Genomic DNA, 21,884 nt, shown 5'->3' on the forward strand with positions numbered 1-21,884 from the left:
CCCGTCACGTGGACTTGGTGTGCTCGCGGCCGAAGGCGCGGATCTTGGCGAACATGTCCTCCAGCAGGAAGCGCACGTCGACCTCCTCGACAACCCTGATCGGGTGGTCCGAGCCGGGCAGGCAGGAGCCGTCCGCGCCGAAGCGGGGAGCGGGCCGCATGCGGAGGTTGCCGCTCTCGGGGTAGAGCATCAGCGCGATGGCGGGGGAATCGCCCAGCGAACGGGACTCGATCGGCCAGGGGTGGTAGGCGGCGTTCATCTCGTGCAACTGCTCGATCAGGTAGCGGGCCAGCGGGCCGGCGCCGCCGATCTTCTCCTCCAACTCGGCGTAGCTCACCGAGACCTTGGTGTAGACGTCCCTGGGCACCTGCCACACGGTGATGCCGGACCCGAACACCACGTTGGCGGCGTGCACGTCGTTGGAGAGGTTGAACTCGATCCCCCGGCCCTCGTCGTACCCGCGGTAGCCCGGGCCGTCGATCCAGATCACCACCACCGGCCGGCGTACGAGCTCGGGGTCCAGCAGGATCGCTGAGGCCATGTCGGTCAGCGGCCCGAGGAACGCCACGTAGAGCGGATCGCGCTCGCCCGCGAGCTTCGACGCCTCGATGATCAGCCGGGCGCCGGGCGAGTCCATGGCGGTGTGCTCGTCGGGCAGCGCCGTCGCCGCGCCGTTCGCCACGCTGACGGAGCCGGTCAGGCCGAGCAGATCGAGCAGGAGGTCGATCTCCTCGCGGGACTCCTCCATGCTGCGAGGCGTGCGCCGGGTGCCGAAGTGAGCCGGGATCAGCCCGCGTATGTCGAAAGTCGGTGACAGCAACCCGTGGACGATGGCGAACTGGTCGTCCGCCTCGTTCTTGGCGTCGCTGTTGATGATCACTCTGCGTTGGCGCACGACGGTCTCCCATGTGTCGATATGCGGTGAAGAAGGTCGGGGGAGTCCTCATCCCGCCGGTGTTCGCGTTCCGGTGCAGGCGGGACGTCAGCGGGGAGAAGCGGTGGAGCGTCGGACGACCAGGCTCGGAATGACCGAGAAGTGCACCGGTGACGTGCGACCTTCGATGCGCTCGAGCAGCAGCCGGCCGGCCATCCGGCCCATGACGACTCCGTCCTGGTTGACGGTGGTCAGCGCGATGTTGGGATGCGCGGCCGGCCTGGTGTTGTCGTAGCCGGCCACGGAGACGTCGTCCGGGACGGACAGGCCCGCCTCGTGCAGCGCGGCCAGCACGCCGAGGGCCGCCTCATCGGAACCGGCGAAGATCGCGGTGGGGCGCGGAGAGCGGCTCAGCAGCTCGCGGGCGCCGTCGTAGCCGCCTTCCTCCGAGTACGAGGTCGCGGCGACGGCGATCTCGTCGGCGAACCCGCGATCCCGCATCACCCGCTCGTAGGTCTCGGCCCTGATGCGCGGCATCTGGTCCGCCGCCCGTCCGTGCTCCTGCTGGAAGGTGATGTGCCCGATGCGACGGTGGCCGAGCGCGATCAGGTGGTCCACGACGAGCTCGGAGCCGACCCTGTCGTCGTCGACGATCAAGTCGTACGCCGGCGACCTGTCGTGGCGGCCCAGCACCACGGTGGGGATTTCGCGCGCCACCTGCTCAAGCTGGGTGCGGCCGACCAGTGGAGCGATCATGAGGATGCCGTCCACCTGCCGGTCTATCAGAGCCTCCAGGGCACGTTTCTCGGTCTTGTCGCGGGTGCCTCCCTGGATCATGATCGCCTGATAGTCGGACTCGGCGAGCTGATCCACCAGACCGGTCATGATCTCGGCGTAGAACGGGATCCCGATGTGCCGCATGAGCACGCCGATGGTGAACGCCCGCCCGCGCAGCGCCCGCGCGGCGGCCTGGGGGCGATAGCCGAGCTCGTCGATGGCCTGCTTGACGCGGTCTCGCATGGCATCGCTGACCCCGTAGTCGTTCCGGATGACCTTGGAGACCGCCGCTTTGGAGACCCCGGCGTGTTTCGCCACGTCAGAAATGGTTACTCTTCGTCGTCGCTCCGGCGCGACCATGGGCATTCCCTTCTCAAGCCGAGTCCTGCCGATCCTACGGCGCCGAGATCATCGCTGATGTAGACCGGTCTATGAAGACTAACGAATGATCCAGAACATACCTGCACGCACTAGTGGAGACGTCGTAGACCGGTACACATTTTTCCTTGACCTCTTCGCGACGTAACGGCTACGTTAACTCGCATTCGGAGCCCGCTACGGCTCCTGCCGACGATTTCGGCCGGACCGACATGTGATCGAGAGACGAATGCACACCTTCCCCGACGGCTTCCTCTGGGGCGCGGCGAGCGCCCCGCACCAGGTCGAGGGCAACAACGTCAACAGCGACTTCTGGGCGCAGGAGGCGCGCATGCCAGGGGCGGATCGCAGCGGCGATGCCCTCGACAGTTACCACCGATACACCGAGGACATCCGGCTCGTCGCGGAGTCGGGCCTGAACACCTACCGCTTCGGCATCGAGTGGGCGCGCATCGAGCCGGTCCCCGGGAGGGTGTCCCGCGCGGCGCTCGCGCACTACCGGCGCATGATCGACGCATGTCTCGCCGCGGGCGTCACCCCGTTCGTCACCATTCACCACTTCACCTCGCCGAGATGGTTCGCCGAGGAGGGTGGCCGGCGGGGAGAACGGGCCGTGGACCGCTTCCGTGCCTACGTCGAGGCGACCGCCTCGATCCTCGACGGCGTCGAGTGGGTGTGCACGATCAACGAGCCCAACATGCTCGCGATCATGGTGCGCGAGGCGGAGGCGACGCTCGACCTCGGCTCTGGCCTGGAGTGGCTGAGCCCCACGCTGGAGTCGGACACGCCCCGGCCGGTGAAGCCGGCTCCACCGGTGGGCATCGGACGCCGTCTCGTCGAGGCGCACCACGCGGCCCGGGAGGTGCTGCGGGAGCGCACGGACGCTCGGGTGGGATGGTCGGTCGCGAGCCGCGCGTTCGAGACCCGCCCCGACGCCCTCGGCATCGCCGTCCGGCACACCGCCGAGGTGCTGCCCGACGTCCCGATCGTCGTCACCGAGAACGGCATCGCGACCGGCGACGACTCCCGCCGCGTCGCCTACACCGACGTTCGGCCTCGTCGCCGTCGACCGGGAGACGTTCGAGCGCCGGCCCAAGCCGAGCCTCGCGTGGCTGGGCGGCGTCGCCCAAGCGAACACGCTCTGAGCAGCAGAAACTCAAACATCCAAAGAAAGGCGAGATGTCCGAAGCAATCGACCGGCGCCAACTCGTGCGACGGCACAACCCCGTGCTGACGTCCGCGCACCCCGCCGACGTCCTCACGGTCGGCAACGGTGACATCGCGCTCACGGTCGACATCTCCGGGCTGCAGACGTTCCCGTCCTTCCATGAGTTGGTCCCCGACCCGCACCGCGTCGTTCACGACGGGCTGTCCGGCCTGCCCGAGCAGCGCCCGCGCGTCTTCGACGCCGACGACTTCCAGATCCCCCTACGCACCCAGTCGACCTGGGGCTGGTACGAGACGCGCGCCGACCGGATGCTCCGGCTCGAGGACGCGACCACCCTGTACGAGACGTCCCGCGGCCCGGTGCCCTATCTCGACCGCATGGGCCTGCAACGTGCCGCCGACCCGATCGCCGACGAGTTCGTCACGGGCGCGTGGTACCACTTCAACCCCCGCCGCGCTCACCTCGGCCGCCTCGCTCTGGTCCGCCCCGGCGGGACGGGGCTCGACGATCCGGCCGCGCTGACCGACGTCCGCACCGAGCTCGACCTGTGGGCGGGAACGATCCAGGCCGAGTACGTCCTCGACGGCGAGCGCGTCCGCGTCACCACCGTCGCCGACCCGCGGGATCACTGCTTCGCCGTGCGGGTCGAGTCCGGCCTGCTGCCGCGCGGATGGGGCGTCGCCTGGGTGTTCGACGAACAGCCGGACGGCCTGGCCGCCTTCGAACGTCCGCTCGCGCAGGAGACGGTCTGGGACCAGCGGACGGAGCGCCACTGGCATGCACGGCGCACGGTGGAGGCGCTGACCTACAGCGTAGGCGTCCGCACCACCGGCAGCCTGCGTGAGGGAGCCGACTCGGTCGTCGCGCACACGGGCGCCACCGTTCTCGAGGTCGTGGTGACGCTGACGCCGGATCAGGGCCGGCAGCCGGACAAGGACGACTTCTCCGCAGTCAGCGCGTCCGCGCAGACCTGGTGGGAGGAGCACTGGAGCACCGGTGCCGCGGTCAGCCTCGCCGGGAGCACGGACGCGCGCGCCGCGGAACTGGAACGCCGCGTCGTTCTCTCGCAGTACCTCATGGCCGTCAACAGCGCCGGCGGCACGCCTCCTGCGGAGTCCGGTCTGACGTACAACACCTGGTCGGGCAAGTTCCACCTCGAGATGCACTGGTGGCATGCGGCGCATTTTCCGATGTGGGGGCGAGGGGCACTGCTCGAGCGCAGCCTGCGGTGGTATCACGGAGCCCTGGAGGCGGCGAAGGCGACCGCTCGCCGGCAGGGGTATCGCGGAGCCCGCTGGCCGAAGCAGACCGATCCGTCCGCGCGCGAGTCGCCGAGCAACATCGGCGTCTTCCTCCTGTGGCAGCAGCCGCACGTGATCTACCTGCTGGAGTTGCTGCGTGGCGAGGGGCGCGAGGAGTCGTTCCTGCGCGAGCACTACCCGCTCGTCGAGGCGACCGCCGACTTCATGGCCGACTTCGCCGAGGAACGCGACGGATCCTTCAGACTGCCGCCTCCGCTCATCCCCGCGCAGGAAAGCTACCTCCTCGACCGGGCGACGAACACCGATCCGACCTTCGAGCTGGCGTACTGGTCCTGGGCACTCGGCGTGGCGAACGAGTGGAGAACCCGGCTCGGTCTCGAACCGCGCCAGGAGTGGGACCGGGTGGCGCGGAACATGAGCCGGCCCGCATTGCTCCCCGACGGCACGTACGCCGCCATCGCGACGCCCCCGCTGCTCATCCGAAAGGATCATCCGTCCATGCTCATGGCGTTGGGGTGGCTGCCGGATACCGACCTCGTGGACCCGGCCACGATGTCCGCGACGCTCGACGCCGTATGGGAACGCTGGGACCTGCAGTCCAGCTGGGGCTGGGACTACCCCGTCATGGCGATGACCGCGGCCCGACTCGGCGATGTCGGCCGTGCGATCGACGCCCTCCTGCTCCCTTCGCCCAAGAACGTGTTCCTCCCCAACGGACACAATCCGCAGATGCCGGGATTCCTCACGATTTATCTCCCTGCGAACGGAGGACTGCTGGCCGCGATGGCGCACCTCGCTACAGCGGTGGACCAGGGGGCAGAGCTTCCCGACGGCTGGATTCTCACGTCAGAAGGACTGGGCGCGTTTCCCCGCCCCAGCGTCCTGAGCGGCTCTTCATGGACACGGAAGGAGAACGGTCGGCCGGCAGCCGACTGACAGGGCCAGAACCGTTGTACGGCGTCCACCGAAAAGCCCCGGGGCGGGCATAGACAGAGTGGCCGCCTCCCCCCATCCAAGGCTTCCAGAGGCGAGAACCATGGGTACGAAATCCACAGCACGCGGCGCCCGTCGCCGCACCATCATCGCGACCGCAGGATCATTGGCGATCGTCGGGGCACTTGCTCTGGCAGGCTGTTCGTCATCCGGCGAATCCAACACCGGGGACGCCGGACTGACTTTCATGAACCAGTCTCGCGGGCAAGAGGCCGCGCTCACCCAGCTCGCGCAGCAGTACACCAAGAAGACCGGCGTCAAGATCACTGTCGACACGCCCGGTCCGGTCGACTACCTGCCCAAGCTGCAGGCGAAGGCGCAGTCCAGATCCATGCCCGACATCTATTCGTCGTTCGACGCGTCCCAGATGGCGCCGTTCTACAAGGCCGGCTGGGCGATGGACCTTTCTGCCGAGTTGAATGCCGGTTGGAGCAAGAACTTCAGCCCCGCCGTGCTCAAGATGTCGACGTTCCAGGAAGGCAACAACCTCGGGGTCAAGCCCGGCGTCTACTCGGTGCACTGGGAGACGCAGACGTACGGCTTCCTCATCAACCCGGCGCTGACCGGAATATCGGCGAAAAAGCCGCCCGCGACGACGGCAGAATTCATCGATGCGCTCGCCGCGAAGGGAGCGAAATTCTCCATCGCGGCCTCGCAGACGCCGAACATCATCCAGGCCCTCGCCTCGAACTGGCTGACGGACGCCGAGATCGAAGCGACCTTCAACGGGAAAGCGAGCTGGAAACAGGACGGTTGGCGCAACGCCTTCCAATTCCTGGTCGACCTGAAAAAGGCCGGCGTCCTCGCCGACAACTCCATCCCCGGTGGCCAGGACGACCACCCGAACGTGGAGTCGTCCTTCTTCACCAAGTCGATGGGTGCCATCTTCGACGCCGCCCCCGGCATCGCGGTCGGCCACAGGACGAACCCGGAATTCGAGGACTACTTCTCCACCGGGGTCCCCAAGGCTCCCGGAAGCGTCCACGACCCACGCTCGCCGGGTGTCCCCGGGAAGGGCGCGGTGATCAACCCGAGGGGCAAGCATTCCGACAAGGCGCTCGCGTTCGTGAAGTGGCTGACCGAGCCCGAGCAGCAGGCGGTGTTCGCCAAGACCGCTCGCATTCTCCCCAGCAACCCGAAACTCCTCGCCGGCGCGGACATCCCCGACCAGCTCACGGGGTTCGCCGCCGGAGTGAAGGGCATGCAAGTCATGTCGACGACCTTCACACCTGACGTGATCACCGCGATCAGAGCGGAGTCTCAGCGCTTGGTGCTGGGCGAGGCGACGGTGGACGAGGTGCTCACCAACATCCAGGCGGCGCAGGACCGTACGTCATGACGGCGCAGCACCTCGCGATTCCCGTGCGGCGTCCACCTCGGGCGCCGCGCGGGAGGCGCACCCTTCGGCGCAACCTGATCGGCTGGTTGTTCCTGGCGCCGGCCATCGCGCTCATCGGGATCTTCACGATCACGCCGTTCGCGCAGGCGATCCTGCTGAGCTTCCAGTCCTGGGACGGCGTCAGCCCCGACACCCCCTGGGTGGGGCTGGCCAACTACGACTTCGTCGCCTCCGACCCGGTCTTCTGGGCGTCCATGCGCAACGTCCTGTTCTTCGGTGTCGTCGGTTTCGTCGTCGGCAACGGAGTCGCCTTGGGCATGGCGCTGGCCGTCAACAACATCACTCGCGGCAAGACGTTCTTCCGCACTGTCTTCTACCTGCCGGGCGTGTTGTCGGTGGTCGTCGTCGGTCTGCTGTTCTCGTTCATCCTGGCCCCTGGATCCGGCGTCCTCAATCGGCTGCTCAGCCTGGCGGGGTTGGGCACGCTCCAGCAGAACTGGCTTGGCGAGCCGGCCGTCGCGCTGCCCGTCGTGGCGGCGGTGTTCGTCTGGTTCCACTGGGGGTTCGGCTTCCTGCTCTTCCTCGCGGGGCTGCAGGACGTGCCGAAGGAACTGTACGAGGCCGCCGAACTCGACGGCGCGAACCGCTGGTCGAAGTTTCGGTACGTCACCTGGCCGCAGCTGGCTCCGGTCACGTCGATCGTGAGCCTGCTCACGCTGCTCGCCGCGCTCCAGATCTTCGGGACCGTGCAGGTGCTGACCAACGGCGGACCAGGCCACCACACGATGGTGCCGACCCTCGCGATCTACAACGAGGCGTTCGTCAACTGGCGTTACGGCAGCGCCGCGGCCATGTCGGTCATCTTCGGCGGCGCCCTCGTGCTGCTGTCCGTGCTCCAGCTCACGATCACCAGGCGGAGGTCCCGCATATGAGCAGCCGGGCGACAGGAAGGGTGCCCCTGCACAGGGTCGGCCTGTACGGACTGCTGGGTGTCGCCGCGCTGATCGCGCTGTTCCCCCTGCTGTGGATGCTGTCCGGATCTCTGCAGAGCCTCACGGAGCTGCTCTCGAACAAGAGCTTCCTGCCCGCCGACCCGCAGTGGCACAACTACGTGACCGCATGGGTCCAAGGCGAACTCGGCATCTACCTGCGAAACAGCGTGATCTACACGGGATCCGCCGTCATCGGCATCCTGCTGGTGTCCAGCCTCGCCGGGTACGCGCTCGCGCGGCTCGACTTCGCGGGCAAGGGCGTGTTCACGCTCGTCATCCTCGCCGTGATGATCATCCCCGCGCCCGCCATGTTCCTCGCGCAGTACAAGCTGCTCATCTCACTCAACCTGACGAACAATCCCGTCGGCTACGTGCTGATCCTGATCACCTCGGGCATCCCGATGTCGACGCTCATCATGCGCAGCTTCTTCGTCAGCCAGCCCCGCGCTGTGGAGGAGGCGGCCGCGCTGGACGGCGCCGGCCCGCTGCGCATCTTCTGGAACGTGATCCTCCCGCTGGCGCGGCCCGGCCTCGCCGCCGTGGCGGTCATTCAGGGGCTGGGAGCGTGGAACGAGTACCTCATGGCGCTCGTCCTGTTCGAGGACAACTCCCTCATGCCCGTCCAGCGCGGCCTGACCGCCTTCACCTCCGCCGAGACGCCACAGCAGCAGATCCTCCTGGCCGCGACCACCATCTCGATCGTGCCGGTCGTGATCTTCTATCTGATGGCGCAACGTCACATCGTGAAGGGCATCGGCGCGGGCGCGATCAAGTAGGCAGGCCCGCGCCGATTCGGCGGCGCGTTGGCCGGCCTCCCCAAGGTGGTGGTCTTGCCGGCGCCGTGCGGGCCGAGGATTTCGCCGGGACGTTGTAGCGGATCAGGCGCCCGCCCTGCAGCCGGCGGCGTCGTGAGCGCACCCCGAACCAGCAGATGTTCCTGCCCCAGGCGGCGGCTCTCGCATCAAGGGTCCGTCAGAACGATCCAATGCCCTCCGCGCGAGATGAACGTCGGCACCCACACCTCAACCACCACCCTGCGAGTTTCGATGCGTACATATGGCAACCCGGTCATCGGCGGGTTCTTCCCCGACCCCAGCGTGTGCCGAGTAGGCGATGACTACTACCTGGTGTGCTCCAGCTTCGAATATTTCCCAGGCGTACCGATCTTTCACAGTCGTGACCTGGTGCACTGGGAGCAACTCGGCAACGTCCTGGACCGGCCCTCACAGCTACGGCTGCCGCCGAGCATCCCGGCCTCGCGTGGCGTCTACGCGCCCACCATTCGCCACCATGGCGGCCGGTTCTACGTGATCACTACGTTGGTCGGCGCCGGTGGCACCTTTCTCGTCTCCAGTGACCGTCCCGAGGGCCCGTGGTCGGATCCGGTGTGGATCGACCTGCCCGGCATCGACCCGGATCTGGCTTGGGACGAGGACGGAGAGTGCTGGTGCGCCGTCTCCGGCGTCAACGTGGCGCGCATCGACCCCGAGCGCGGCACAGTGCTGGAGGGCCCCTACCTGGCCTGGCCGGGCACCGGTCTGCAGTTCCCGGAGGCGCCGCACCTCTACCACATCGGCGACTGGTGGTACCTGCTGATCGCCGAGGGCGGCACTGCGCGCGGCCACTGCGTATCCGTGGCCCGCGCCCGCTCACCGCGCGGCCCGTACGAGAGCGCGCCCGGCAACCCCATCCTGACCCACCGCAGCACCAACCGGCCGATCCAGAGCACCGGCCACGCCGATCTCGTCCAGGCGGCCGACGGCACCTGGTGGATGCTGCTGCTCGGTACCCGCCCGCGCGGGGCCACCCCCGGCTTCCACGTGCTGGGCCGCGAGACCTTCCTCGTCCCGGTGACCTGGCAGGACGGCTGGCCCGTCACCGGGCCGGCGGAGGAGCAACACCCCGCCCCCTCCATCCGGCATCCCCTGCCCGAGCCCGCATCCCGGGACGACTTCGACGGACCATCCCTGGCACCCTGCTGGATCTCACCCCGCACCCGCCCCCACACCTCGTGGTCCCTGACCGAACGCCCCGGCTGGCTGACCCTGCACGCGACCGGCCCCACTCTGGACCGCCCCGGCCACACCTTCATCGGCCGCCGCCAGCAGCACCACGACTGCCGCATCCAGGCCCGGCTGGACCCCGGCACGGCCACCGCCGGCCTGTCCATTCGCCTCGACGAGGCCCACCACTACGACCTGGAGGTGAGCAGCGGGCACGTACGCGTGATCGCCCGAATCGGCCCGCTGCGCCAGCAGGTGGCCGGCCGCGCGCTACCGCCCGGCCCAGTGACCCTGGCCGTCGACATCCGAACGCACCACATCCTGCCTCCATCCCTGACCGGTACCGGCCAGCTCACCGACGAGCCCCTGGGCGTGTTCTCCACCGGACCCGACACCATCACCCTGTCCGCAGAGGGCGAACCGCTGGCCGAACTGGACGGCCGCTACCTGTCCACGGAGGTCGCCACCGGCTTCACCGGCCGCGTCATCGGCATGTACGCCATCGAGGGCTCCGCCGCATTCGACTGGTTCTCCTACGAGGGGGTCGAGCAGGAACCGCTCATCGCCGCGCAGTAGCGACGCGTTGATGGTCTCGGTGAACTTTGAGGGCACCTCGACAGGTTGGCCGGACTTGGTGGCCTTATCCCAGGCGGTCTTGAGAGCGGGATCCGCAGTGGCGCCTGACGGAGCCGCCGAGGTGGAGGTCGGGGAGGGGGATGGCGTGGACCCTGGGCGGTTGCGGGCGCGCTCATCAGCGAGAGCGGCAGGGCCAGAGCCGCCACCAGGGCAGCACGGCGGCGCATTCGGATGGGTAAGCCGGATGATGATCGGCGTGTGTTCACTCACTACCTTTCGAACGAATATGGGAAAACGGGTGATCATCACATAAGACGCAACTAGAGCATGTCCCGTGATCATGTGATGGCGGTGGGCAGGAGGTCCCCGCCAGCAAGGTCACCGACTTTGCCGGGGAGGCGGCGGTGCCGCCGTGTTGCGCGATTACGGGGGCGGAAGCCGTAGCTGCACGGTTCGGGATAACACCAAGGAAACATGTCCCGCCCTAGAACTGTGGCTCGACATCTGATTTTTCGGACTTCCACAGAGGGAGACTTCATGGTTTCGCGTCGAGCGGCAGTAGCTCGCGTCGCCTCGGTGGCGTGCGCGGCGCTGGCCCTGAGTGTGGCCGCGCCCGCGACCGCCTCGATATCTGCCGACCCCATCAAGGTCGGGGATGTGCAGAAGGCGATGGAAGACTTGGTGAAGACGGGCTCTGTGGTGGGCGCCATCGGCGAGGTGTATGTGGACGGCAAGCGGGTCGGGAAGGGATCGGCCGGGTCCCGCTTGCTCGACGGCAAGGGTGGCGCGATCCCGTCTACCGCCCGCTACCGGATCGGCTCGCAGACCAAGGGCATGACCGCCACCGTGGTGCTGCAGCTGGTCAAGGAGGGCAAGCTGAGCCTGGATGACAAACTCAGCGCGGTCCTGCCGGAGGTGGCGGACAAGGACCTGGTGGAGCGGGCCGACGAGATCACGGTACGCAACCTGATCCAGCTGACCTCGGGCATCCCCGACTACATCGGCGCGGACGTGAATCCCCTGGACCCCACGCGCAACTATCGCCCGACCGACCTGCTGGCGGCCTCGCGCAAGAACCCCCGGCCCGTGGAGATCGGGACCTTCAACTACTCCAACACCAACTACATCCTGCTCGGCATGATCATCGAGAAACTGGCTGGGAGGTCACTGGCGGCTGAATTCAACCGCAGGCTCTTCGCCCCGCTCGGAATGCGCGATACCTACCTGCCCATGAAGGCTTCGGTGGGCATCAAGGGCCCGCACGGGCACGGTTACGCCCCAGACGAGACGGGCAAGCTGCACGATGTCGACAAGCTCAACGTCACCACCATGCTCGGCGCCGGCGGCGTGGTCTCCACCGCGCGCGACATGAGCGCCTTCCAGCGCGCCTTCCGCCAGGGCAGACTCCTGCCGGAGTCACTGCGCAAAGTGATCACCGATCCGGCGCCTGGCATGCCGCCGCTGCCTTCGGGCGGCCCGTGCGCCGGCAAGCCCGAGTTCGCCTCAGGAGGCGGGGGCAGCGCCCCCGGCTTCACCGCCGCGACCTACACCTCCTCCGACGGCCGCCTGCAGTTCGCCGTGTCCGTGACGGTGGCCATGGACGATGCCGAGCGCATGACCACGCCGCAACGCATCACCAACGCTCTCAAATCGGTGTTCTGCCCGGCGACATAAAGCGTGTCCTGTTCTCACGTGACGGGGTCCCGGAGCCAGATCCGGATCGAGGCGACATCGATGGCGCCCTGGTAGATGCGCTCTCGCTTGTCGAAGCGGGTGGCCACGGCCCGATGCTGGCGGAGCTTGTTGACGCAGCGCTCGACGGTGTTGCGTTCCTTGTACCGCTCAGCGTCGAAGTTGGGCGGGCAGCCTCCGGCCGAGCCCCACTTGAGGCGGTTGGCCTTTTGATCCTCCTTGCCAGGGATGACCGCCTGAATACCGTGTCTGCGCAGGTAGGCGCGATTTCCCCGAGAGGAGTACCCCTTGTCGCCCGTCGCGCGGGCGGGCCGCTTGCGCGGCCTGCCCAGCCCGCGCCGCCGGATGCGGATGGACTCCATCAGGGGGATGAAGCGGGGCGAGTCGCCGTGCTGGCCGGGGCATGCCGCGCCCCGGCCGCGTGCTGGTGGGCGCGCACCACTGTGGAGTCGGCGCTGACCGTCCAGTCCTCGCCCTCGGCCTCATCGCACCCCGCCCGCAACTCATCGAGGATCCGTGCCCAGGTCCCATCCAGTGACCAGCGGCGATGCCGGTTGTCGGCCGTCTTCCACGCCCCGTAGCAGGGCGGCAGGTCCCGCCACGGGGTGCCCGTCCGCGTTCGGTGGAAGATCCCGTTGATCACTGTCCGGTGGTCGTTCCACCGCGCGCCCCAGCCCGTGCTCACCGGCAGTAGCGGCTCCAGCCGTGCCCACTCCTCATCGGTCAGATCATGACGTTTCCGACGTTCCTCGTCCACGCTAATGATCTACACCAAACCGGCGCCAAAGATCACGGGACACGCCCTAGAAGTAAAGATCGTTTCCTGTAGCAGGAAAGGGATGATCCGTGACGAAGAGGGCGACGGTGAACCTCCAGGTTGCAGTGGTCGTCGTCGTGTGCCCTGTCCGTACGTTCATCCGCCTTGAGGTGCGGTGGACCACGCTGAAGAAGCGACGGCGCAGCAGTCGGGGTGGCTACGGTTCGGGCGGTTTCACCGATGATGGTGGCCGCGCCGAGCACTCCGCAGCCCGGGATGGCTAGCAGCCGCGAGGCCCGCGTGGCCGGGAGCACGCACACCCGGTCACCCGGCACCGCCTCGCGCCAGCCGGCCCAAGCGGTTGGGAGACCCTCAAGCAGGAAGGCATAGATCCGTCCCCTGCACAGGCATCCACTACGTGGGCCGATTCCTGCGTTCGCAAGCCGACGCGCTGCTGGCCTGCGACTTCATCGAGACTGTCACCCTCAACGGGCAGCGCCAGTACATCCTGGCGGGTCATCGAGCATGCCGGCAGGCGTGTTCGCGTGCTGGGCGCCAGCGCCCACCCGACCGCGGCCTGGGGCCGGACAAAGTCCGGCGTGTCTCGCATCTTCAGTTGCGATCAACCGCGAACGTTGATCATGTATCAGACACCCCCAAGCATACGGAAGGATGAAATCACGTTCACCGGCCTGACCAACTGTTTTGCGAGGAGTGGCAGGATGTTCCAGAAGTTGACCGACCGGGCGCGGCGTGTTGTCGTCCTGTCCCAGGACGAGGCCAGAATGCTCGACCACGACTACATCGGTACCGAGCATCTTCTCCTCGGTTTGATCCGGGAAGGTGAGGGCGTGGGTGCCACGGTTCTCAAGAACCTGGCCTTGAGCCTTGAAGACGTGCGCCGGCAGGTTGAGGAGAGCCAGGGCCGAGGCCAGTCCATTGCATCGGGATACCTTCCGTTCACCCCGTCGGCCAGCGAAGCCCTCGAGTCGTCGAACCAGGAGTCCTTGCAGCGCGGCCTCGACTACATCGGCACCGAGCACCTCCTGCTCGGGCTCGTCCGCGATGGTGCGAGTGCGGCGGCCCAGGTGCTGGTCAAGCTCGGGGTCGACCTCGACCGTGTCGGGCAGGCCACAGACGAACTCGTTCAGCAACACGTGGCCAAATAGGCGCTCGGAAGTGATCAGAGGTTCGCAGGTGTGAGGCGCCGCAGCATGCGATGCCTCGGGCGGCCCGGCTGACTGAACTGCGCTGGTGAGCGTGGGTGTCACCCTGGGGTTAACTCCGACCTTAGGTCAGGGTGCACGCTGAACGGATGACCAACTTGAACTCCTGGACCGGCATGGCGCCGGTCGATGACACCGCGCTGGCCGTGACCGACACGGGCGTTCGGGTTGGCCTGGACAGCCGTCTGGACTGGTACTCCAGTGACATTTCGCGATCATGGCTCGTATCTGCGTTGGTAGTGGCAGCGTCGGGCGAGATCTTGTGGCCGAGGCGGGCCAGTTCACCGTGGATACGCCGGTGCCCTCACCTCGGGTTCCCCGCGCCATGCGCACGATAAGGGCCTTGCCCGCAGCCGCGGTGGAGGGCCGTCCGAGACGGCGACGGTCGCTGTAGTCCCACCAACTCGCCCTGGAATCTCCGGTGCTCCCACGTTGGGTTCTCCCGGGCCATCCGAACGATCAGTGCCTTGATCGGCTGGCGGGTGCGGGGCCGCCCTTGGCGCCGTCTGTCGGTGAAGGTCCATTTACGCGCTACGAGGTTGCGGTGCCGGCGCAGGATCGTCGCTGGGGTGACCGGGAATACTTCCGCCCACTGGCGGCGGAGTACCAGCCGAGACAATGCCGTGAGCCAGAGCCGGTCGGTGTGATCCCGCTGCGGCCGCTCTGATCCTGCGGCAAAACTCCAGCTCACAGCACACAACCGTGTTTCCGAGCGGGACACGATCACGTTCATCGGGCCCAAGCTTCGCATGATCAAGTCCGGGGCCGAGAACGTCTATCCGGCGGAGGTGGAACGGGCGCTCAAGTCGCATCCCGCGGTGGCCGACGCCGCGGTGATCGGCGTCCCGGACCCGACCTGGCACCAGGCGGTCAAGGCCGTGGTGGCGCTCAATCCGGACGCCGCCGCCACCGCCGACGAGCTGATCGAGCACGTCAGGACGCAGGTGGCGTCGTACAAGAAGCCGAGGGACGTGGCGTTCGTGGACGAGGTCCCCAAGCGCGGGTTCACCCCGGACTGCGACGCGCTGGCCGCCACCCACGGTGGGGGGAACTATCCCGGCTGTAGGTGTACGGGGCCCGCGTGATGCGCGCCCTGATACCAGCCGCGCCTGGTGATGGCAGGTGCGGCTGGGCATGACGGCACCCGGTGGCGCCGTTTCGAGGCCAGGCGCCGGTAAGCGGTGAGCGGCCGCGATGAGCCGGCGCCGTTGGGCGCGGCAGGCGACCCCCGGGCGGCCGACGCCGATGCGCACGGTGACGCGGGCGGGCGGCGGGCGGGCGGCGGCGTAGCCGGACCTTCGGCGCGACATACATCCGACCTCCGTCCCGCGCGCATGTGGTTCACCACCATCCAGAGCCGCCAGATCTTGACCTACATCCGATGTTTCCTCTACGTTACCGGGCATCTCGAAGTTGCGAAAGCTTTCGCAACTCCCTTCGCTTGAGGTATGGAGTGCCGTATGCCCTCCCCCCGCCGTTCGCTCGCCACCCTCGCACTGACCACCGGTCTCATCGCCTCGACGTCAGCCTGCGGAGGTTCCTCATCGGCCGCCGACGACGATCTGCTCGAGGTCTGGAACCGGGCCTCGCCCGCGTCCGCCGAGGTGACCAAGAAGGTGCTGGCCGCGTTCACCGCCAAGACCGGCATCAAGACCAAGTACGTGCCGGTCCTCGACAACTGGGACGGCAAAGTGCAGGAGGCCGTCGCCGCGCGCAACCTGCCCGACATCATCATCAACGACTCAGGCATGCTCGGGACGAACGTCAGCCAAGGGCTGATCGGCCCGGTGGACCGTAACCAGATCGCGGGCCAGGGCGAGCTGCACGAACGCGCGTGGGAGCAGGCCAAGGGGCACGACGGCAAGTACTACGCGGTGCCGTACACCGTGCAGACCGTCGCCACGCTCATCAGGAAGGACTGGCGGGAGAAGGTCGGCGCCGAGGTCCCGAAGACGTGGGAGGACCTGGTCGCCCTGGCCAAGGCGTTCCAGGAGAAGGACCCGGACGGCAACGGCAAGGCCGACACGTACGGGATGGTCGTCCCGGCCTCCACCGAGCGCGGGTACGCGTCCTGGTGGGCCTCCACCTACATCTGGCAGGGCGGCGGGGAGTTCCTGACCGAGTCGGGCGGCAGGTTCACGCCTGCCATCGACCAGCCGAAGTCCGTCGAAGCCGTCAAGTGGCTGCAGAACCTCTTCTGCAAGGACAAGCTCGTCATCCCCGGCGCGCTCACCCTGGTCACCAAGGACGCCCACCCGTTCTTCGAGACCGGCAAGGCCGGCATCTACCTGACCGGCCCGTACCTGTTCGGCCGGTTCGACAAGAGCCTGGGCAAGGACAAGTACGAGGTGATCCCCTCGCCGGCCGGCCCGGCAGGGGCGACCTCGATGGCCGAGGGCGAGAACGTCTACCTGATGGCCGGCTCCAAGCTCCAGGACCAGCAGAAGAAGCTGGCCGAGTACCTCATTACGCCTGAGGCGCAGAAGATCGGCATGGCGGGCAACTCCGACGGTGCGATCGTCAAGCTGCCCGTGAACAAGAGCGTGGACGTGTTCACCGAACGCCAGGACGACCGTTGGACGGCCATCAAGGAGATCTACGAGAAGGACGGCAAGTACTTCCCGAACGTGCCGAACTGGCAACCGTTCCGGCAGAAGTCGGCCGAGACGCTCAACAAGGTCTTCGCCGACTGCGGCACCGACGTGCAGGCGGCGCTGACCGAGCTGGCCGGGGGCTTCAAGACCGAGTTGGCCACCCAGAAGGTCGGCTGATGACGCTCACCACGGAGCGCGCCGCCGTCGCCCCGGCGGGCCGGACCGGAACAGCGCGCAGGCGGAACGCGGCCCTGGTGCCGTGGCTCTTCCTGGCGCCCGCGCTGATCCTCTTCCTCTACTTCAAGTACATCCCAATGGCCGAGGGCATGTGGCTGAGCTTCTTCAAGGTGCAGCCGTTCCTCGGCAATGAGTGGCTGGGGCTGGAGAACTATCGCCGGGTCTTCGCCGAGGAGGCCTTCCGCGACGCCACCGCCCACACCCTGGTGTACGCGGTGGGCCAGACCGGCGGCTCGATCCTCCTCGGGTTCATGCTCGCGCTGCTGCTGGAGGGCAAGGCCAGGACGTTGTGGTTCGTCCGTACGGCGGCCTTCCTGCCGGTAGTCACGGCGACCGCGGTGGTGGCGGAAGTGTGGCGGTTGCTGTACTTCCCCGGCGAGGAGGGCATGCTCAACACCCTGCTCGGCTGGTTCGGCAGTGACACCCAGAAGTTCCTGGACGACCCGAACGGCGCTCTGGGCTGGGTGATCCTGGTCGGGATCTGGAAGGGCGCGCCGTACGACATGATGATCATCCTGGCCGGGTTGGCGGGGATCGACCGGCAGCTCTACCAGGCGGCCGCGATCGACGGCGCGGGCCTGCTGCAACGGATCAGGTACGTCACGATCCCCGCGCTCCGGCCGGTCGTGACGATCCTCATCATCCTGGCCTGCGTCCGCAGCCTGCGCGTGTTCACCGAGATCTACGTGCTCACCGGCGGCGGTCCGGCGGGCGCCACCGACGTGATCATGACGCGGATCTTCGCCACCGGCTTCCGTACGGGCGACATGGGCTTCGCCACCGCCGCCTCGGTGGTGCTGTTCGTGGCGACGCTGCTGCTCACGGCCGCGGTCACGCTCTACCGCAGGCGGAAGGAGCTCAATGTCTGAGACCACGCTCGCCCAGGTGAGGGAGCTCGATGTTTGACACCACGCTCGGCTGGGCCTGGGGGCGCAAGCACCCTCTGGCGTCCGCGGCCCGGATCCTCATCTACGCCGTCGTGCTCGTCGTCTTCTGCGGGCCGCTGCTGGCGATCTTCACGGGGGCGTTCGACCGGAGCAACGACCCCAGCCGGATGTCGTTGTTCCCGTCGAACCCGACGCTGGTGAACTTCGAGGTGGCGGCTGATCAGGGTCTGTGGCGGTTCTTCATGAACTCGCTGTTCATCACCGGCGGCGGGCTGCTGCTGCAGGTGACGGTGAGCGTTTTCGCCGGGTACGCGCTGGCTCGGAAGAGGTTTCGCGGGCAGGCGTTCGTGCTGGTGGCCATCCTGGCCACGATGATGATCTCCGATGAGGTCATCGCGATCCCGCTGTCGCTGGTGCTGAACGATCTGCCGCTGCTGGGCGTCTCGCTCAGGGGGTCGCTACTGGGCATGATCGTGCCGCTGGGCGCGTGGGGGTTCTCGATCTTCGTGATCAGCGAGTTCATGAAGGAGATCCCGGCCGAACTGGAGGAGGCCGCCCGCGTTGACGGCGCCGGTGAGCTGCGTATCTTCCTGCAGGTCATCCTGCCGTTGTGCCGTCCGGCGCTCGGCGTGATCACGATCTTCGGCTTCAACATGGTCTGGGACCAGTACCTGCTGCCGCTGATCGTGGCCGAGACCCCGGACAACTACCCGATCGGGGTGGGGTTGTCGATGTTGCGCACCAATCCGGAGATCGGGCCCGGCCCGCTGCTCGCCGGGGCGCTCGTCGCCATGTTGCCCAGCTTGATCGTCTATCTGGCCTTCCAACGTACGTTCCTGTCCGGCCTGGTGGCCGGGGCTGTGAAGGGATAGCTCATGACTCACGATCTCAGCCGCCGCACCCTGCTGGCGGCAGGCGGCGCACTCGCGCTGACCGGCATGGCCGGGGCGCCGTCCGCCTACGCCGAGGCCGGCTCCTGGCCCTCGACGCTCGTGTACCGCAGGCACGGCAGGCTCGTCTACGCCGAGGACGCCGAGCGCAACCGCGTCCCCGACTTCAGCCACGCCGGTTACCGCAACGGCGAGCGGCCGCTCCCGCACCTGCGCGTGGTCAAGACGATCAGGCCGATCGAGGGCGACAACACGGCCCACATCCAGGCCGCGCTGGACGAGATCGCGGCGCTGCCTGAGCACCGGCGCGGGGCGCTGCTGCTCCTGCCGGGCCGCTACCCGGTGTCCGGGACGATCTACGTGCGCTCCAGCAGGACCGTGTTGCGTGGTTCGGGAGACGGCGAGGATCCGGCGGAGAACTCGGTCATCATGGCCACGGCCGCGGGAGCGGCGAACCGCACCGTGATCGTCGCGGGCGGCGAGGGGCCGGTGAACTGGTCGGCCTGGCGGGGCGAAGTGCCGGGCACCCGTACCGATATCGTCTCCGGCTTCGTCCAGGTGGGCGAGCGTTCGTTCGAGGTCGCCGACGCCCGCGGGCTGCGGCCCGGCGACAACGTCATCATCTTCCATCCCTGCTCGGAGGGGTGGCTGAAGGCCATCGACTACGGGGGGCACGACACCGGCCGGCCGTGGAACGTGGATGAGGAGCCCATCCTCTACAACCGCTACATCACCGACATCCGGGGCAATCAGGTGACCGTCGACGCGCCGGTCTACAACCACCTGGACCGGTCGTTGTCTCAGTCGTACCTCTACAAGACCGACCGGGCCGGCGTGGTCACCCAGGTGGGCGTCGAGCGGCTGCGGGTGGACGTCGAGTTCACCGGCGACCCGTTCGTGGACAAGTCGGCGGTGCAGAACGCCATCCGCGTCTTCCGCGCCGAGGACGCCTGGATCCGCGACTGCACGGCACTGCGGTTCTGGCAGGTCGGGATGGAGGCGTGGGAAGCCACCCGGGTAACGGTCGACAACTGCCGCGCGCTGGAGCCGACCGGTGCGACCTCCGCGGGCGGGAACCGCTACAACTTCTGTGCCCACCCGTTCGCCCAGCTCGTGCTCTTCAAGGACTGCCACGCCACGAAGGCCAGGCACGCGTTCATCTGCAACGGCGCCGCCTCGAACTCGGGGATCGTCTTCCTGCGCGGAACCTCCGAGGAGACCTACAACACCAGCGAGGGTCATCGGCGCTGGAACACGGGCCTGCTCTTCGACGGCCACCGCGAGGTCAACCCGCATCGCACGCTGACGCTCGGCCTGTACAACCGAGGCTGGTGGGGTACGTCGCACGGCTGGTCGGCGGCCCATTCCGTGGCCTGGGGGTGCGACATGTCCGGGACCCAGATCGTCGTGCAGAAGCCGCCCACCGCACAGAACTACGTCGTCGGCGCCAGGAACGCCGTGGTGAACGCCAACGGTCCGTTCGCGCAGCCGATCGGCCACGTCGAGGGCGTCGGCGAGGCCGACCTGCAGATCCCGTCGCTGTACGCGGCCCAACTCCACGAAAGAGGTTTCCGCCATGTCTAGGACCGACACCTTCAGGGAGCGGCGTTTCGGGTTGTTCGTCCATTGGGGGTTGTACGCGCTGGCCGCCCGGCACGAATGGGTCAAGCAGCGCGAGCGGCTCTCCGACGAGCATTACCAGCGCTATTTCGAGCACTTCGACCCCGACCTGTACGACCCGGAGGCCTGGGCGGAGGCGGCCGACCGGGCCGGGATGCGGTACACGGTGCTGACCGCCAAGCACCATGACGGGTTCTGCCTGTGGGACTCCGAGCTGACCGACTACTGCGTCAGCGGCACGCCGTACGGCAAGGATCTGATCGGGCCGTTCGTGGAGGCGTTCCGGAGGAGGGGGCTGGGCGTCGGGTTCTACTACTCGCTGCTGGACTGGCATCACCCGGACTTCCCCATCGACGGGCTGCACCCCGCGTACGTCGAGGGCGGGAACCTCCCCGAACGCGATGTCACGAAATATGCCGACTACCTGCACGGTCAGGTCGACGAACTGCTGACCCGCTACGGCCCCATCGACACGCTGTGGTTCGACTTCTCCTACAGCAAGCGGATCAGGCAGGGCAAGCCGGTGTACGGCGGCAAGGGCAAGGCCGAGTGGCGCTCGGCGGAGCTCATCGAGAAGATCCGCGGCCTCCAGCCGGACATCCTGCTCAACGACCGGCTGGAACTGCCGGGCGACTTCACCACACCCGAGGCATACCAGCCGACCGGCCCCATCGGGGCGGTCTGGGAGGCGTGCCAGACCCTCAACGGGAGCTGGGGCTACTACCGGGACAACCACACCTGGAAGTCGCCGGACATGCTGATCAAGATGCTGGTCGACTCGGTGTCCAAGGACGGCAACCTGCTGCTCAACGTGGGACCGAACGGCCGCGGCGAGTTCGAGCCGCGGGCGCTGGAGACCCTGCGCGAGATCGGCGACTGGATGCGGTCGCACAGCCGGTCGATCTACGGGGCGGGAGTCAGCGAGTTCGAGGCACCCGCGGACTGCCGTTACACGCAGCGCGGCGACCGGCTGTACGTGCACGTCTTCTCGTGGCCGTTCCGGCACCTGCACCTGCCGGGGCTGGCGGGCAAGGTCCGGTACGCGCAACTGCTGAACGACGGGTCCGAGATCCGCACCTGGGCGGCGGACCCGGCGTACGACAACGGGCACGTGCACTCGATCGCGATCCCCGAGGACACGCTGACCCTGGAACTGCCCGTGGAGCCGCCGGACGTCGCCGTCCCCGTGATCGAGCTGTTCCTCTGAGGTTCCCGGCGAGCCTCCGATGAGGACTTCCGGTAGAGATGGCTGTTCTTGATGTAGACGTCGTTAGGTGGCGCGGAACCGCCGGTTGACGAGGACGTGCACGAGGCGGAGGCCGGTCTCGTGCACCATGTTCAGCCGCAGGTACGTGTTGAAGATCGGCCCGTAGATCCGCGACTGGTCGCAGTAGTGGAGGGCGTCGGTGTTCATGGCCAGCGTCATGAACACCGTGGCCCAGGCGACGCCGCCGAAGACCTGCATCACGCAGACGTTGTGGGCGCCGGCCGCGACCTTGATGTCGCACTCGCCGGTGCCGGCGTCGTACGTGTGACGGGTGCGGTCCGGCGGCCATCCCTAGGCGGTCAGGCCGAGCGCGCCGGTTCCGGCGATGAAGGTTCTTCTTCGCATTCCCGCT

At 67.6% G+C, this 21,884-nt stretch carries 15 protein-coding genes and 3 pseudogenes; 14 read left to right on the top strand and 4 right to left on the bottom strand.

Features of this window, described 5'->3' with window-relative positions:
• Positions 1 to 4: 4 nt before the first annotated feature.
• On the bottom strand, positions 5 to 895 hold the full coding sequence (locus ACWDRB_RS31885) for a nucleoside hydrolase (protein WP_449899913.1): 891 nt from the start codon (positions 893 to 895) through the stop codon (positions 5 to 7).
• Between the two features lie 87 nt (positions 896 to 982).
• Positions 983 to 1,969, bottom strand: a complete 987-nt coding sequence (locus ACWDRB_RS31890) for a LacI family DNA-binding transcriptional regulator (RefSeq protein ID WP_449899915.1) — start codon at positions 1,967 to 1,969, stop codon at positions 983 to 985.
• Positions 1,970 to 2,243: 274 nt separating this feature from the next.
• Between ACWDRB_RS31890 and ACWDRB_RS31895 the strand changes: the two genes are divergently transcribed.
• The 7 genes from ACWDRB_RS31895 to ACWDRB_RS31925 all read left to right on the top strand — a co-directional run bounded on the left by ACWDRB_RS31895 (position 2,244) and on the right by ACWDRB_RS31925 (position 12,036).
• Positions 2,244 to 3,263, top strand: a complete 1,020-nt coding sequence (locus ACWDRB_RS31895; protein ID WP_449899917.1) for a family 1 glycosylhydrolase — start codon at positions 2,244 to 2,246, stop codon at positions 3,261 to 3,263.
• Positions 3,209 to 5,395: a hypothetical protein gene (locus ACWDRB_RS31900; protein WP_449899919.1), complete on the top strand. Its 2,187-nt coding sequence runs from the start codon at positions 3,209 to 3,211 to the stop codon at positions 5,393 to 5,395. Before ACWDRB_RS31895 ends, ACWDRB_RS31900 begins: the two co-directional genes overlap by 55 nt.
• Positions 5,396 to 5,495: 100 nt before the next feature.
• The gene (locus tag ACWDRB_RS31905) at positions 5,496 to 6,791 is read left to right on the top strand and encodes an ABC transporter substrate-binding protein (RefSeq protein ID WP_449899921.1); all 1,296 of its coding nucleotides are present in this window, start codon (positions 5,496 to 5,498) and stop codon (positions 6,789 to 6,791) included.
• Positions 6,788 to 7,723, top strand: coding sequence for a carbohydrate ABC transporter permease (locus ACWDRB_RS31910; RefSeq protein ID WP_449899923.1), 936 nt, complete (start codon positions 6,788 to 6,790; stop codon positions 7,721 to 7,723). Before ACWDRB_RS31905 ends, ACWDRB_RS31910 begins: the two co-directional genes overlap by 4 nt.
• A 20-nt stretch (positions 7,724 to 7,743) precedes the next feature.
• Entirely contained in the window at positions 7,744 to 8,559 is an 816-nt protein-coding gene (locus tag ACWDRB_RS31915) for a carbohydrate ABC transporter permease (RefSeq protein WP_449899925.1), read from the top strand.
• Between the two features lie 270 nt (positions 8,560 to 8,829).
• A complete protein-coding gene (locus ACWDRB_RS31920) occupies positions 8,830 to 10,362 on the top strand; it encodes a glycoside hydrolase family 43 protein (protein ID WP_449899927.1) in 1,533 nt (510 codons plus the stop codon).
• Between the two features lie 576 nt (positions 10,363 to 10,938).
• Positions 10,939 to 12,036: a serine hydrolase domain-containing protein gene (locus tag ACWDRB_RS31925; RefSeq protein WP_449899929.1), complete on the top strand. Its 1,098-nt coding sequence runs from the start codon at positions 10,939 to 10,941 to the stop codon at positions 12,034 to 12,036.
• A gap of 14 nt (positions 12,037 to 12,050) precedes the next feature.
• On the opposite strand, the pseudogene ACWDRB_RS31930 reads toward ACWDRB_RS31925, so the two are convergent.
• A pseudogene (locus ACWDRB_RS31930) lies at positions 12,051 to 12,811 on the bottom strand (IS5 family transposase).
• Positions 12,812 to 13,533: 722 nt separating this feature from the next.
• Between ACWDRB_RS31930 and ACWDRB_RS31935 the strand changes: the two are divergent.
• The 7 genes and pseudogenes from ACWDRB_RS31935 to ACWDRB_RS31965 all read left to right on the top strand — a co-directional run.
• Positions 13,534 to 13,977: pseudogene (locus ACWDRB_RS31935) on the top strand (Clp protease N-terminal domain-containing protein); the annotation flags it as partial.
• A gap of 779 nt (positions 13,978 to 14,756) precedes the next feature.
• Positions 14,757 to 15,122 (top strand): annotated as a pseudogene (locus ACWDRB_RS31940) (AMP-binding enzyme); the annotation flags it as partial.
• A 375-nt stretch (positions 15,123 to 15,497) separates the two neighbouring features.
• A complete protein-coding gene (locus ACWDRB_RS31945; protein ID WP_449899932.1) occupies positions 15,498 to 16,808 on the top strand; it encodes an ABC transporter substrate-binding protein in 1,311 nt (436 codons plus the stop codon).
• The gene (locus ACWDRB_RS31950) at positions 16,808 to 17,737 is read left to right on the top strand and encodes a carbohydrate ABC transporter permease (RefSeq protein ID WP_449899934.1); all 930 of its coding nucleotides are present in this window, start codon (positions 16,808 to 16,810) and stop codon (positions 17,735 to 17,737) included. Before ACWDRB_RS31945 ends, ACWDRB_RS31950 begins: the two co-directional genes overlap by 1 nt.
• 29 nt (positions 17,738 to 17,766) lie before the next feature.
• Entirely contained in the window at positions 17,767 to 18,627 is an 861-nt protein-coding gene (locus ACWDRB_RS31955) for a carbohydrate ABC transporter permease (protein ID WP_449899936.1), read from the top strand.
• A 3-nt stretch (positions 18,628 to 18,630) separates the two neighbouring features.
• A complete protein-coding gene (locus ACWDRB_RS31960; RefSeq protein ID WP_449899939.1) occupies positions 18,631 to 20,229 on the top strand; it encodes a hypothetical protein in 1,599 nt (532 codons plus the stop codon).
• Complete coding sequence (locus tag ACWDRB_RS31965; RefSeq protein ID WP_449899941.1) at positions 20,222 to 21,472, top strand: alpha-L-fucosidase; 1,251 nt, start codon at positions 20,222 to 20,224, stop codon at positions 21,470 to 21,472. The genes ACWDRB_RS31960 and ACWDRB_RS31965 overlap by 8 nt, the downstream gene beginning before the upstream one ends.
• Before the next feature lie 63 nt (positions 21,473 to 21,535).
• On the opposite strand, the gene ACWDRB_RS31970 is transcribed toward ACWDRB_RS31965, so the two are convergent.
• The gene (locus tag ACWDRB_RS31970) at positions 21,536 to 21,730 is read right to left on the bottom strand and encodes a hypothetical protein (RefSeq protein ID WP_449899943.1); all 195 of its coding nucleotides are present in this window, start codon (positions 21,728 to 21,730) and stop codon (positions 21,536 to 21,538) included.
• Positions 21,731 to 21,884 lie beyond the last annotated feature (154 nt).

It is taken from the genome of Nonomuraea sp. NPDC003707 (assembly GCF_053587055.1).

Coding starts and splice junctions, on each gene's coding strand:
- ACWDRB_RS31900 (WP_449899919.1), top strand. CDS start 3,209: ATGTCCGAAGCAATCGACCGGCGCCAACTCGTGCGACGGCACAACCCC.
- ACWDRB_RS31905 (WP_449899921.1), top strand. CDS start 5,496: ATGGGTACGAAATCCACAGCACGCGGCGCCCGTCGCCGCACCATCATC.
- ACWDRB_RS31910 (WP_449899923.1), top strand. CDS start 6,788: ATGACGGCGCAGCACCTCGCGATTCCCGTGCGGCGTCCACCTCGGGCG.
- ACWDRB_RS31920 (WP_449899927.1), top strand. CDS start 8,830: ATGCGTACATATGGCAACCCGGTCATCGGCGGGTTCTTCCCCGACCCC.
- ACWDRB_RS31945 (WP_449899932.1), top strand. CDS start 15,498: ATGCCCTCCCCCCGCCGTTCGCTCGCCACCCTCGCACTGACCACCGGT.
- ACWDRB_RS31950 (WP_449899934.1), top strand. CDS start 16,808: ATGACGCTCACCACGGAGCGCGCCGCCGTCGCCCCGGCGGGCCGGACC.
- ACWDRB_RS31955 (WP_449899936.1), top strand. CDS start 17,767: ATGTTTGACACCACGCTCGGCTGGGCCTGGGGGCGCAAGCACCCTCTG.
- ACWDRB_RS31960 (WP_449899939.1), top strand. CDS start 18,631: ATGACTCACGATCTCAGCCGCCGCACCCTGCTGGCGGCAGGCGGCGCA.
- ACWDRB_RS31965 (WP_449899941.1), top strand. CDS start 20,222: ATGTCTAGGACCGACACCTTCAGGGAGCGGCGTTTCGGGTTGTTCGTC.
- ACWDRB_RS31970 (WP_449899943.1), bottom strand. CDS start 21,730: ATGCAGGTCTTCGGCGGCGTCGCCTGGGCCACGGTGTTCATGACGCTG.